General features: G+C 67.2%; 10 protein-coding genes. 9 read left to right on the forward strand and 1 reads right to left on the reverse strand.

Annotation, left to right across the window (positions count from 1 at the left end; all coding sequences use genetic code 11):
- Positions 1–62 precede the first annotated feature (62 nt).
- The 7 genes from xdhC to guaD all read left to right on the forward strand — a co-directional run bounded on the left by xdhC (position 63) and on the right by guaD (position 8,567).
- Positions 63–968 carry a xanthine dehydrogenase accessory protein XdhC gene (gene xdhC / locus IEX88_RS22140; RefSeq protein WP_188854661.1) on the forward strand — a complete coding sequence of 302 codons (906 nt, stop codon included), beginning with the start codon at positions 63–65 and terminating at the stop codon, positions 966–968.
- Positions 952–2,505, forward strand: coding sequence for an ABC transporter ATP-binding protein (locus IEX88_RS22145; protein ID WP_188854662.1), 1,554 nt, complete (start codon positions 952–954; stop codon positions 2,503–2,505). The genes xdhC and IEX88_RS22145 overlap by 17 nt, the downstream gene beginning before the upstream one ends.
- Positions 2,495–3,604, forward strand: coding sequence for an ABC transporter permease (locus tag IEX88_RS22150; protein WP_188854663.1), 1,110 nt, complete (start codon positions 2,495–2,497; stop codon positions 3,602–3,604). The genes IEX88_RS22145 and IEX88_RS22150 overlap by 11 nt, the downstream gene beginning before the upstream one ends.
- Entirely contained in the window at positions 3,601–4,527 is a 927-nt protein-coding gene (locus IEX88_RS22155) for an ABC transporter permease (protein WP_188854664.1), read from the forward strand. The genes IEX88_RS22150 and IEX88_RS22155 overlap by 4 nt, the downstream gene beginning before the upstream one ends.
- A gap of 44 nt (positions 4,528–4,571) precedes the next feature.
- Positions 4,572–5,657 (forward strand): BMP family ABC transporter substrate-binding protein, encoded by a 1,086-nt coding sequence (locus tag IEX88_RS22160; RefSeq protein ID WP_188854665.1) that lies wholly within the window; start codon positions 4,572–4,574, stop codon positions 5,655–5,657.
- A 274-nt stretch (positions 5,658–5,931) separates the two neighbouring features.
- A complete protein-coding gene (locus tag IEX88_RS22165) occupies positions 5,932–7,173 on the forward strand; it encodes a urate hydroxylase PuuD (RefSeq protein WP_188854666.1) in 1,242 nt (413 codons plus the stop codon).
- Positions 7,170–8,567, forward strand: coding sequence for a guanine deaminase (guaD, locus tag IEX88_RS22170; RefSeq protein ID WP_188854667.1), 1,398 nt, complete (start codon positions 7,170–7,172; stop codon positions 8,565–8,567). Before IEX88_RS22165 ends, guaD begins: the two co-directional genes overlap by 4 nt.
- Before the next feature lie 13 nt (positions 8,568–8,580).
- Here guaD and IEX88_RS22175 read toward each other — a convergent pair whose 3' ends face one another.
- Positions 8,581–9,228 carry a helix-turn-helix transcriptional regulator gene (locus tag IEX88_RS22175; RefSeq protein WP_188854668.1) on the reverse strand — a complete coding sequence of 216 codons (648 nt, stop codon included), beginning with the start codon at positions 9,226–9,228 and terminating at the stop codon, positions 8,581–8,583.
- Between the two features lie 440 nt (positions 9,229–9,668).
- Here IEX88_RS22175 and IEX88_RS22180 point away from each other — a divergent pair, with 440 nt between their 5' ends.
- Positions 9,669–10,517 carry a fumarylacetoacetate hydrolase family protein gene (locus IEX88_RS22180; protein WP_188854669.1) on the forward strand — a complete coding sequence of 283 codons (849 nt, stop codon included), beginning with the start codon at positions 9,669–9,671 and terminating at the stop codon, positions 10,515–10,517.
- A 160-nt stretch (positions 10,518–10,677) separates the two neighbouring features.
- On the forward strand, positions 10,678–12,726 hold the full coding sequence (locus tag IEX88_RS22185; RefSeq protein ID WP_244640432.1) for an alpha-1,4-glucan--maltose-1-phosphate maltosyltransferase: 2,049 nt from the start codon (positions 10,678–10,680) through the stop codon (positions 12,724–12,726).
- Positions 12,727–12,739: the final 13 nt, after the last annotated feature.

A 12,739-nucleotide genomic window follows, 5' to 3' on the forward strand; every position in this document is an offset into this window, starting at 1 on the left:
CTCCCCGTCGGGGAGAGGAAAGCAGCGTCGGCCTTGCGCCCACCGTCGACCGGACCCGTGCGATGACCGACCTCACGGCCCAGTTCCACACCCTCCTCGCCTCGGGCGAGCCCGCCATCCTCGTGCGCGTCGAAACCGCCCTCGGCTCGACGCCGCGGGAGGCGGGCGCAACCATGATCGTCACCCGCGACAGGACGACCGGCACCGTCGGCGGCGGGGCGCTGGAGCTTCTGGGGATCGAGCGGGCGCGGGCGATGATCGCGGCGGGCGAGAGCGAGGCTACGCTCGCCGTGCCGCTGGGGCCGCGGATCGGTCAGTGCTGCGGCGGGCATGTGACGCTGGCGCTTGCCGCGGTCGATGCCGCGCTGATCGCGGCTGAAGAGGCGCGCGATCGCTGCCTTGCCGCGGCGCGCCCGGCCGTGCTGATCTTCGGCGCCGGCCATACCGGTCAGGCGCTGGCCCGGGCGCTGGCGCTGCTGCCGCTCGACGTCGGCGTCGTCGACACCCGCCCGGACGCGCTCGCGGCCCTGCCGGAGGGTGTCGACGCCCGCGCTCTGGCGCTGCCCGAGGCGGCCGTCGCCGCGGCGCAGCCGGGCACGGCCTTCCTGGTGATGACGCACGACCACGCGCTCGACTTCCTCATCGCCGCGCAGGCGCTGGGGCGAGGGGACGCCGCCTATGTCGGCATGATCGGCTCGGCGACCAAGCGCGAGAAATTTCGCCGGCATCTGCGCGAGGCCGGCACCGAGGCGCTGATCGATCGGCTCGTCCTGCCGATCGGCGGGTCGGCGGTGCGCGACAAGCGGCCGGAAGTGATCGCGGCGATGACGGCGGCAGAACTCGTCGTAACCCTACTGGGGAAGGCTGAGGAAAAAATGTCCATTGCCTTGGCGACAGGCACATCGCAGTGCAATAGTGAGCTTATCGCCTCCGTCCAGCCGAAAGGACGCCATGCCCGCGCGTCTTGAGCTATCCCGCATCACCAAGCGATTTCCGGGCGTCACCGCCAACGAGGACGTCTCGTTTTCGGTCGGCGCCGGCGAGATCCATGCGCTGCTCGGCGAAAACGGCGCGGGCAAGTCGACCCTCGTCAAGATCATCTACGGCGTCCAGAAGGCCGACGAGGGCACCGTGCTCTGGGACGGCCAGCCGGTCTCGATCGCCAGCCCCCGCGAGGCGCGAAAGCTCGGCATCGGCATGGTGTTCCAGCATTTCTCGCTGTTCGAGGCGATGACCGTGCTGGAGAACATCGCGCTCGGCCTCGACAATCCTCCGCCGCGCAAGGCGCTGGAAGGCGAGGTGCGGGCGCTGCTGGCGACCTACGACCTCACGCTCGACCCGCACCGCTATGTCCACACGCTCTCGGTCGGCGAGCGCCAGCGCATCGAGATCGTCCGGGCGCTGTTGACCAAGCCGAAGCTGCTGATCATGGACGAGCCGACCTCGGTGCTGACGCCGCAGGAAGTGGAAAAGCTGTTCCAGATCCTGCGCAAGCTCGCCGCCGAGGGCTGCTCCATCCTGTACATTTCGCACAAGCTTTCCGAGATCAAGGCGCTGTGCGAGAGCGCCACGATCCTGCGCTTCGGCAAGGTCGTGGCGACCTGCGACCCGCGCCAGGAAACGGCGCGGTCGATGGCCGAGATGATGATCGGCGGCACGTTGAAGGATCTGTCGCACAAGAATGGCGGCGGCGCCGGCGCAGACCGGCTGGTGGTGGAAAACCTCTCGGCGCCGGGCGAGCCGCCCTTCGGCACCAGCCTGAAGGAGATCGGCTTCACCGTGCGGGCTGGCGAAATTTTCGGCATTGCCGGCGTCGCCGGCAATGGCCAGAACGAGCTGATCGCCGCGCTCTCCGGCGAGATTCCCGGCACCGGGCGGATCACGCTCGACGGGGCCGAGATCAACGGCCTCAGCGTCGACGGCCGCCGGCGCCGGGGTCTCGCCGCCGTTCCCGAAGAGCGCAACGGCCACGCCGCCGTTCCCGGCATGAACCTCTCGGACAATGCCGTGCTCTCGGCCCGCGGCCGCAAGCGGCTCGCTGTGGGCGGCTTCCTCCGGCCCTTCGCGGCCCGCGCCTATGCGGCCGACGTCATCGGCGCCTTCTCGGTGCGCTCGACCGGCCCGAGGGCGTTTGCCTCCAGCCTTTCCGGCGGCAATCTGCAGAAATTCATCATGGGCCGCGAGATCATGCAGGATCCGGCCGTCCTCGTCGTGTCGCAGCCGACCTGGGGCGTCGATGCGGGCGCGGCCGGCTTCATCCGCCAGGCGATGCTGGATCTCGCCGCCAAGGGGGCGGCGATCCTCGTGGTCAGCCAGGATCTCGACGAGCTCCTGGATCTCTGCGACCGCATCGCGGTGATCAACGAGGGACGCCTGTCGCCGGTCATGGACGTGAAGGGCGTGTCGATCGAGACGCTGGGCCTCCTGATGGGCGGCGTTCACGGCGCGAACCTGCCGCCGCCGCCGCTGTCCGCCGAGATCGTCGGAGCCGTGCATGGCGCCTAGGCTGGTACCGCGCCTCGCCCCCAGCCGGGCGATGGTCTTTGCCGCGCCGGTGATCGCGGTGCTGGCGACCATCGTCGTCGGCGCGCTCGGCTTTACCCTCCTCGGCTATGACGGCATCGGCGCCATCCGCGAGATCTTTCTGTCACCGCTGATGTCGGCCTATCGCTGGCAGGACCTTTTGGTGAAGGCGGCGCCGCTGGCGATCATCGCCATCGGCCTGTCGATCGGCTTTCGCGCCAATGTCTGGAACATCGGTGCCGAAGGCCAGTACGTGCTGGGCGGTCTCGGCGGCACCGCGGTGGCGCTGCTGACCGCGGAGATGACCGGCGTCTGGATCCTGCCGGCGATGATCCTTTGCGGCATCCTCGGCGGCATGGCCTATGCCGCGGTGCCGGCGCTGCTGCGCACAAAGCTCGGCGTCAACGAGATCCTGTCCAGCCTGATGCTGAACTACGTCGCCATCCAGCTCCTGTACTATCTGATGCGGGGCCCCTGGAAGGACCCGATGGGCTTCAATTTTCCGCAGACGATCCTGTTCGGCGCGGCGCAGACGCTGCCGATCGCCATCCCCGGCACGCTCGTCCACATCGGCGTGCCGATCGCCGCCGCGTTGGCGCTGACGGTGTGGTTCCTGCTCGCCCGCAGCGTCATGGGCTTCCAGATCCGCGTCGTCGGCCTCGCGCCGAATGCCGCGCGCTATGGCGGCTTTCGCGAAAAGCGGACGATCTGGCTGGCGCTGATGGCCGGCGGCGGCTTCGCTGGCCTTGCCGGGGCGATCGAGGTCGCCGGGCCTTTCGGGCAGATGGTGCCGGGCTTTCCGACCGGCTACGGCTATACCGCGATCATCGTCGCCTTTCTCGGCCGGCTGCACCCGATCGGCATCCTGCTGGCCGCGCTGATCCTGGCGCTGACCTATGTCGGCGGCGAGAGTGCGCAGACGACCATCGGCCTGCCCGCGGCGGCGGCCGGCGTGTTCCAGTCGCTGATGCTGTTCTTCCTCCTCGCGGCCGACATCCTCGTCCGCTACCGCCTCGTGCTCGGCACAAAGCCGGTGGACGAGGCCCGGCCGGTGGCCGCGGTCCGCACGGTGGCGCCATGACGACGACGCTCCTGATCTCCATCCTGATGACGCTCGCCGCCGCGGCGACGCCGATCCTCATCGCTGCGCTCGGCGAGCTGGTGGCGGAAAAGTCGGGCGTTCTCAATCTCGGCGTCGAGGGCATGATGCTGATCGGCGCCGTCAGCGGCTTCGCCGTGGCCGTCACCACCGGCAGCCCGGCGCTCGGGTGCCTCGCCGCCATGGTGGCGGCCGGCGCGGCGTCGATGATCTTCGCCGTCCTCGCCCTCAGCCTCACCGCCAACCAGGTGGCGACGGGCCTCGCCCTCACCATCTTCGGCACCGGCATCTCGGCGCTGGCCGGTGCGCCTTTCGTCGGCCTGACGACGCCGACGCTCGGCCTCGTCTTCCCGCCGAGCCTCGCCGCCGATCCCGTGCTGCGGCTCGTCTTCGGCCATTCGCCGCTGGTCTACATCGCGCTCATCCTGACCTTCGCGGTCTGGTGGTTCCTGTCGCGCAGCCGCGCCGGGCTGATCCTGCGCGCCATTGGCGAATCGGATGGGGCCGCCCATTCGATCGGCTATCCCGTCCTCAAGGTGCGCTATCTCGCGGTGCTCTTCGGCGGAGCCATGGCGGGGCTCGGCGGCGCCTACTACTCGCTGGTGCTGACGCCGATGTGGGCCGAGCGCCTGACCGCCGGGCGCGGCTGGATCGCCATCGCCCTCGTCGTCTTCGCCTCCTGGCGGCCGGGACGGCTGGCGCTCGGAGCCTATCTCTTCGGCGCTGTCATTACGCTGGAGCTGCAGGCCAAGGCCGCCGGCTTCTCCGCCTTCGCGCCGGAGTTCCTCTCCAGCCTTCCCTACCTTGCCACCATCGTCGTCCTCGCCGTCATCTCGGTCGGCCGAGCCGGTGGCAACACCGCCGCCCCCGCCTGTCTCGGCAAGCCGTTCCGGGCGAGCGCCTGATCCGGCCCGCCATCCCCTCCACCATCGTCCCAAGGAGTGCCATCATGACCGTCCTGACCCGCCGCCAACTGCTCGCCGGAGGCGCATCCCTCCTGGTCCTCGCCAGCCTGCCGGGCTTCGCCTTCGCGCAGGAGAAGAAGGAGACCGTCAAGGCCGCCTTCGTCTATGTCGGCCCGGTCGGCGACTTCGGCTATTCCTTCGCCCATGACCAGGGCCGCAAGTTCCTGGAGGAAAAGCTCGGCGACAAGGTCGAGACGAGCTTCGTCGAGAACGTGGCCGAAGGCCCGGACGCCGAGCGCGTCATCCGCCAGCTGGCGCAGGACGGCAACGACATCATCTTCACCACCTCCTTCGGCTTCATGCAGCCGACCGCCAAGGTCGCCAAGCAGTTCCCGAACGTGAAGTTCGAGCACGCCACCGGCTTCACCACCGGCCCGAACATGGGCATCTACAATTCGCGCTTCCACGAGGGCCGCGCCGTGCTCGGCACCATCGCGGCGATGATGTCGAAGACCGGCAAGGGCGGCTACGTCGCCTCCTTCCCGATCCCGGAAGTGGTGATGGGCATCAACGCCTTCACGCTCGCAGCGCGTAAGATCAACCCGAAGTTCGAGACCCAGGTCGTCTGGGTGAATTCCTGGTACGACCCGGCCAAGGAGGCGGACGCCGCCAAGGCGCTGATGGACCAGGGCGCCGACGTCATCACCCAGCACACGGATTCGCCGGGTCCCCTGCAGGCCGCCGAGCAGCGCGGCGCCATCGCCTTCGGCCAGGCCTGGGACATGCAGAGCTTCGCGCCGAACGCCCACATGACCGCGATCGTCGACCACTGGGGCCCGCATTACGTCACCTCGGTCCAGGCCGTTCTCGACGGCACCTGGAAGCCGGGCGACGTCTGGGGCGGGATGAAGGAGGACTTCGTGGAGATGAGCCCCTTCAACCCGAAAATGCCCGAGGACGTGAAGGCCGCCGCGCAGAAGATGGTCGACGAGACCAAGGCCGGCACCTTCCAGATCTTCACCGGCCCGATCAACGACCAGTCCGGCGCCGAAAAGATCCCGGCCGGCACGGTCATTCCGGATGCCGATCTGTTGAAGATGGACTGGTATGTCGAGGGCGTGAAGTCTTAAGGGCTGTTTTTGGAAGGGACGTCGGCTCCGTCGGCGTCTCCCTCACCCTTATCCACTAGTCATCCTCGGGCTTGACCCGAGGACCCATGCCAAACCGCCGAAGGTGGGGGTGTGTGGACCATCCCTGACCCGGTTTGGCAGTGATGACGCTCCGGCATGGGTCCCGGGTCAAGCCCGGGATGACTAGGTCGGGGTGAGCGTTCCGATCTGGTCGGCCGGCGGTCTCTGCCGGGCAATCTCGCCTTCTTTTCCGTCCGTCACCAAGGCAACCCGCATGGCACCCTACGTGACCGAATGGCTGTCCTTCGCCGTCCGATGGGTGCATGTCGTCACCGCCATGGCCTGGATCGGCTCGTCCTTCTACTTCATCGCGCTCGATCTCGGCCTGCGGAAATCGCGCGCCCTGCCGCCGGGCGTCGGCGGGGAGGCGTGGCAGGTGCACGGCGGCGGATTCTACCACGTGCAGAAATACATGGTGGCGCCGCCGGACATGCCGGAGGACCTCACCTGGTTCAAATGGGAGAGCTATTCGACCTGGCTGTCGGGCGCGGCCCTCCTGTTCCTCGTCTATTATCTCGGCGCCGACCTCTATCTGATCGATCCCGAGCGCGCCGACCTGCCGGTCTGGGGGGCCTCGGCGATCGGCATTGCCGGCCTCGCGCTCGGCTGGGTCGTCTACGATCTCCTGTGCAAGTCGCCGCTGAAGAGAAACGACACGGCGCTTCTGGCCGCGCTCTTCGTCTATGTGGTTCTGGCCTCGTACCTCTTCTCCCAGGTCTTTTCCGGCCGCGGGGCCATGCTGCACACCGGCGCGATGATCGCGACGATCATGACCGCGAACGTCTTCCGCCTGATCATCCCGAACCAGCGGATCGTCGTCGCCGACCTGAAGGCCGGGCGCACGCCGCCGGCGCATCTCGGCGCCGAGGCCAAGCAGCGCTCGCTGCACAACAACTACCTGACCCTGCCGGTCGTCTTCCTGATGCTGTCGAACCACTATCCGCTGGCCTTCGCCACCGAGTGGAACTGGGTGATCGCCGGGCTGGTGCTGCTGATGGGCGCCGTCATCCGGCACTTCTTCAACACCCTGCACCGGACGCACCAAAAACTCTGGTGGTGCTGGGGTGTGGCGGGCGTGCTGTTTGCCGCGGTCATCACCCTGTCCGGCGCGCCGGGCTGGCGCGTCGCGCCGGCGGAAGCGGTGTCTCGCGAAGGGAAGGGCGATCCCGCCGCGGCGCTGTCGACCTCGGTGCATTTCGCGGAAGCGGCGGGGATCGTCCAGGCGCGCTGCGCCATGTGCCACGCCCGCGAGCCGCTCTGGCCGGGCCTCCTCCACGCGCCGAAGCACGTCTTTCTCGAGAGCGAGGACGACATCCTCCACAATGCCTCCTTGATCTCCGTCCAGGCTGTGCGCAGCCATGCGATGCCGCCCGGCAACATCACCGGCCTCGAACCCGAGGAGCGCCGCCTTCTCTCCGCCTGGATCCAGTCCGGCGACGGGGTTTACCGTCCATGACCCTGCCCGACCTGACATCGCGCAAGACCGCCCTGCGCGGCCGGCTGCTCTGGTTCGACGCTGATCCCGCCGTCAGCGCCAAGGCCGCCCGCTTTATCGAGGACGGGATCGTCGTCGCTGAAAACGGCGTGATCACCGAGGTCGGCGAGGCCGCGCCGATCCTCAAGCGCCTCAGCGGCGACGTCGTGGTCAGCGATCATCGCCCGCACCTGATCCTCCCCGGCTTCATCGATCCGCACCTGCACATGCCGCAGACGCAGGTGATCGGCTCCTATGGCGCCGAGCTGATGGAATGGCTGGCGAAGTACACCTTTCCCGAGGAAAGCCGTTACGGCGACCCGGCCGTTGCGCAGGAGGCGGCGGTGTTTCTCGTCGACGAACTCCTGCGCTGCGGCACGACGACGGCGGCAGTCTACTGCACGACGCATCCCGAAAGTGTCGACGCCTTCTTCACCGAAGCCGAGCGGCGACACTTGAGGATGATCGCCGGCAAGGTGATGATGGACCGCAACGCGCCGCCGGCCCTGCTCGACACGGCCGAGACCGGCTATGCGCAGTCTAAGGCGCTGATCGCCAAGTGGCACGGCCGCGGACGGCTCGCCTACGCGATCTCGCCGCGCTTCGCGCCGACCTCGAGCGAGGCGCAGCTGACCGCGACGGGCGTCCTGGCATCCGAGCACCCCGACCTGCACATCCAGACGCATCTCTCCGAGAACCACGGCGAGATCGCCTTCGTGCGCGAACTCTTTCCCTGGTCGAAGGACTATACCGAGGTCTACGAGCGCCACGGCCTCGTCCGCGAGAAAGCCCTGTTCGGCCACTGCCTGCATCTCAGCGAAAGGGAGCGGACGGCTCTGGGCGACAGGGACGCCTCGGCGATCTTCTGCCCGACCTCGAACCTCTTCCTGGGTTCCGGCCTGTTCGACCTTGCCGCCATTCGCGGCGCCGGCATCCGCGTCGGCCTCGCCACCGACATCGGCGGCGGCACCAGCTATTCGATGCTGCAGACGGCAGCCGAGGCCTACAAGGTGCTGGCCATGAACGGCCAGACGCTGACGGCCTACGACGCCTTCCACATGATGACCGCCGGCAACGCCCATGCGCTGGGCCTCGAGGAGCGGATCGGGCGTCTGGCTTCCGGCTTCGACGCCGACATGGTGGTGCTCGATTCCGGCGCCACGCCAGCGCTGCGCCGGCGCATGGCACGGGCGGAGACGCTGCCGGAGGAGCTGTTCGTGCTGATGACGATGGGCGACGACCGGTCGGTGGTCGCGACCTACGCGGCCGGGCGGCGGGTCCATGAGCGTCAGGGACTGGCCAGCCCTTCGATTTCGCCGCCGACGGAGAACGTCGTCCGGTCGTCGCCGTCCGCCGCGCGTCAGTCGGCGCAGTAGGCGCCCGGACGCCTCAGCCGAGCAGGCCGAGGCGGATGGCGTGGGCGACGGTCTGGACGCGGTTGACCGCATTCATCTTCTGCGCGGCCGAGCTCAGATAGGAGTTCACCGTGTTCTCCGAGACGCCGATGATGCCGGCGATCTCCGAGGAGGTCTTGCCGGCGGCACTCCAGCGCAGGCATTCGATCTCGCGCGGCGCCAGCGGCGTCACCGTCGCGCGCGGCTGGAGCAGGCTGGTGAGCCGGGCGAACAGGTACAGCGCATAGAGATGCAGGTCGCCATAGGCCCCGATCGGCAGGGACCTTGCGCCCGGCAGGATCAGAAGCGTGCCACGGGCGCGCTCGCAGAACAGCGGCAGGAAGACCGCGGCGTCGAGATGCGTGGCGTGGCCGTCCGTCGCGAGGCGGAAGGGGGCGATGCTCCCCAGAACCTGTGTCCTGGCTTGAGGATCGGTTTCGACGAGATGGTGCAGCGCGGCGGCGGGATCCTCCGTCCAGCTCGAGGTCACCATTTCGAACGATAAGGCCGAACGGTCGAGCTTGACCGTCAACAGGGCGAAGCCGGCGAAGGCATTGCACTCGCAGATGCGCTTCAGCGCCCGTTTGGCATGATAGAGGGTCTCGATCTCGGGAAGCAGCGAGAACTCGCTCGCATCGACCATCGAATCGCCAGCAAGGTCATGATCCCTTAGCAAAACCGTCGCGGACGATGGTACTGTCCGCACGGGAACGTCTGACGCCTGGCTGTTCAGTAAAGTTTTCACAGCATACCATTTCAACAGGTCGATCGGCTGACGGAATTGGCAATCGATCACTTGGGCAACGCGCTCAACAATGACGTATCTTCATTTCCTTGCGCATGACTTGCCGGCAGAGATGCTGAAAAAGCGCTAAGAGTAACGTTTGATTGGAGAACGGGCGCTGATGGCGCGACGTCCGATCCTTTGCCAAGACATCGCCGGAAGCTGGAAGCGATTTTGGCGGCGGCCGCAGACAAAGCCGCGTCGAGGCCTATGTCCGTTCGGGCTGGCCTCGCCGGCCGGTGACGGAAGATACGGACGCGGTCCGAAGAAGTCAGAAGAAGTCAGAAGGGAAGACGAGGATGAGACTGGTGCGATTTGGCGAGCCGGGGGCCGAGAAGCCCGGATTGATCGACGCCGATCACGTGCTGCGCGATCTCTCCGGCGAGATCGACGACATCGCCGGGGATCATCTGTCTCGCGCCGGCCTCGACCGGATCCGGGCGCTCGACCCCAAGAGCCTGCCGAAGGCCGATCCGTCGCGCCGCCTCGGTCCCTGCGTCGGGCGGGTCGGCAATTTCATCGCTGTCGGCCTGAACTATGCCGACCACGCGGCCGAGACCGGGGCGGAACTGCCGAGCGAGCCGGTGCTGTTCAACAAGGCGACATCGTCGATCGTCGGACCGCATGACGACGTCATCATCCCGCTGGGCTCGACCAAGCTCGACTGGGAGGTCGAGATCGCCATCGTCATCGGCGAGACCGCCCACAATGTGTCCGAGGCCGAGGCGCTCGACCATGTCGCCGGCTTCTGCCTGTGCAACGACGTCTCCGAGCGCGCCTGGCAAAAGGAGCGCGGCGGACAGTGGATGAAGGGCAAGAGCGCGCCGACCTTCGGCCCGCTCGGGCCCTGGCTGGTGACGACGGACGCGATCGAGGACGTGCAGGCCATCGATCTCTGGCTCGACGTCTCGGGCCGGCGCATGCAGACCGGCTCGACCTCGACGATGATCTTTCCGGTCCGCACGCTCGTTTCCTACATCTCGCAGTTCATCGCGCTGCAGCCGGGCGACGTCATCACCACCGGTACGCCCGCGGGCGTCGGCGCTGGCATGAAGCCGCCGCGCTGGCTGCAGCCGGGCGACATCATCGCCCTCGGCGGGACGCATCTGGGCGAGCAGCGCCTGACGGTGAAAGCCCACACGGCCTGAGATCCCGCCCGCCGCGACAAACTTTCCTCGGTTGCGGCGCAACCTCTTGCCGCCGACGCGGTTCCCCTGCCAGGCGGAATCGCCGAGGCGGCCGAGCGCAGAGTCTCGCGAGCTTCGCTGCTCGATTGCCTTTTCCCGAAACTGCCCGGAAGGTTCATCCATGGCTGATGCCATCGAAGCGACCCGTAAATCGAAGCGCACGCCGGCGACGGCGGTGCCGCGAGCCATGGACGCCGACGTCGAGGCCCGCCTGCAGGCGCTGGCGGCCTCGCGCGTGGTCATCGAAGGCGTCGCGCCCGAGATCGACGGCGGGCGCTTTGCCGTCAAGCGCCTCGAAGGCGAGCCGCTGATCGTCGAGGCCGACATCTATTGCGACGGACACGAAGTGCTCGGCTCCGCCGTCGTCTATGGCGGTGTGGGTGGCGGCGAGCGCGAGATGCCGCTCGTCTTCGTCGACAACGATCGCTGGGCTGCGGAGATTTCCTTCGCCACGCCCGGCCCGCATCGCTTCTCGATCATCGCCTGGCGCGACCTCGCCGCGACATGGCGTTACGAGGCGGAGAAGAAGAAGACGGCGGGCCTCGATATCGCGCTGGAGCTGATCGAGGGGCGCAATCTTCTCGACGCTGCTTTAGCGTCCGGACGGGGTGGCAAGGACGACCAGAAGGCGCTGAAGGCGCTCGTCCAGAAGCTCGACCGGTTGAAGGCCAAGGGCGATGGCGAGGGGCAATACGCCCTTCTGAACGACGCCGAGACCATCCGCATTCTCGACTCCACCGGCGACCGCACCAACCTGACGCGCTATGCGATCGACGTTCCGGTCTGGGTCGACCGCGAGGCGGCCGGCTTCAGCGCCTGGTACGAGCTGATGCCGCGTTCGCAGTCGGGCGATCCCACACGCCACGGCACGTTCGACGATGTCATCAAGCGGTTGCCCGACATCCAGGAGATGGGCTTCGACGTCCTCTACTTCCCGCCGATCCACCCGATCGGGAAGACCAACCGCAAGGGCAAGAACAACACGCTGACGCCCGGCCCGGACGATCCCGGCAGCCCCTATGCCATCGGCTCGGCCGAAGGCGGGCACGATGCCCTGCATCCCGAGCTCGGGAACTTCGACGATTTCGCCCGTCTCGTTGCTGCTTCGAAGGAGCACGGGATGGAGATCGCCATCGATTTCGCCATCCAGTGCGCGCCCGACCATCCCTGGATCAAGCAGCATCCGGAGTGGTTCGACTGGCGCCCGGACGGCTCCATCAAGTTCGCCGAGAACCCGCCGAAGAAGTACGAGGACATCGTCAACGTCCACTTCTACCGCGGCGCCATTCCCTCGCTCTGGTACGAGCTGCGCGACATCGTGCTGTTCTGGATCGACAAGGGCGTGCGCATCTTCCGCGTCGACAACCCGCACACCAAGCCCTTCCCCTTCTGGGAATGGATGATCGCGGAAGTGCGGCGGACGGAGCCGGGCGCGATCTTCCTCGCTGAGGCCTTCACCCGGCCGAAGCCGATGAAGCGGCTGGCGAAGGTCGGCTACAACCAGTCCTATTCCTACTTCACCTGGCGAAACCTGAAGGGCGAGCTGACGGAGTATCTGACCGAGCTGACGCAGGAAGAATGCGCCGAGTACATGCGGCCGAACTTTTTCGTCAACACGCCGGACATCAATCCGCGCTTCCTGCAGACCTCCGGGCGCCCCGGCTTCCAGATCCGCCTGGCGCTGGCTGCGACGCTCGGCGGCAATTATGGCGTCTATTCCGGTTTCGAACTGTGCGAATACATCCCCGTCCAGGGCAAGGAAGAGTACCTCAACTCCGAGAAGTACGAGATCCGCGCCTTCGATTGGAAGGCGCCCGGCAACATCCGCGACGACATCGCCTTCTTCAACCGCATCCGCCGCAGTGAACCGGCGATGCGCAATTTCCGCGATCTCGCCTTCTACAACATCTGGAACGACAACCTCTTGTGTTACGGCAAGCGGACGCCGGACCGGTCGAGCTTCCTTCTCTTTATCGTCTCACTTGACCCGTTCGCGGGCCAGGGCGGGCATTTCGAGGTTCCGCTCTGGGAGCTGGGGCTTCCTGACAATGGAACGGTTCAGGTGGAAAATCTCGTCAGCGGCGAGCGTTTCGCCTGGCAGGGCAAGGTCCAGCATTGGTGGATCGATCCGAACGTTCTGCCCTACGCCGCCTTCCGGCTGTCCGTCTGAGGTGAAGCCCGCC

It is taken from the genome of Aureimonas glaciei (genome assembly GCF_014643375.1).
Lineage (GTDB): Bacteria > Pseudomonadota > Alphaproteobacteria > Rhizobiales > Rhizobiaceae > Plantimonas > Plantimonas glaciei.

Coding starts and splice junctions, on each gene's coding strand:
- xdhC (WP_188854661.1), top strand. CDS start 63: ATGACCGACCTCACGGCCCAGTTCCACACCCTCCTCGCCTCGGGCGAG.
- IEX88_RS22145 (WP_188854662.1), top strand. CDS start 952: ATGCCCGCGCGTCTTGAGCTATCCCGCATCACCAAGCGATTTCCGGGC.
- IEX88_RS22150 (WP_188854663.1), top strand. CDS start 2,495: ATGGCGCCTAGGCTGGTACCGCGCCTCGCCCCCAGCCGGGCGATGGTC.
- IEX88_RS22155 (WP_188854664.1), top strand. CDS start 3,601: ATGACGACGACGCTCCTGATCTCCATCCTGATGACGCTCGCCGCCGCG.
- IEX88_RS22160 (WP_188854665.1), top strand. CDS start 4,572: ATGACCGTCCTGACCCGCCGCCAACTGCTCGCCGGAGGCGCATCCCTC.
- IEX88_RS22165 (WP_188854666.1), top strand. CDS start 5,932: ATGGCACCCTACGTGACCGAATGGCTGTCCTTCGCCGTCCGATGGGTG.
- guaD (WP_188854667.1), top strand. CDS start 7,170: ATGACCCTGCCCGACCTGACATCGCGCAAGACCGCCCTGCGCGGCCGG.
- IEX88_RS22175 (WP_188854668.1), bottom strand. CDS start 9,228: ATGGTCGATGCGAGCGAGTTCTCGCTGCTTCCCGAGATCGAGACCCTC.
- IEX88_RS22180 (WP_188854669.1), top strand. CDS start 9,669: ATGAGACTGGTGCGATTTGGCGAGCCGGGGGCCGAGAAGCCCGGATTG.
- IEX88_RS22185 (WP_244640432.1), top strand. CDS start 10,678: ATGGCTGATGCCATCGAAGCGACCCGTAAATCGAAGCGCACGCCGGCG.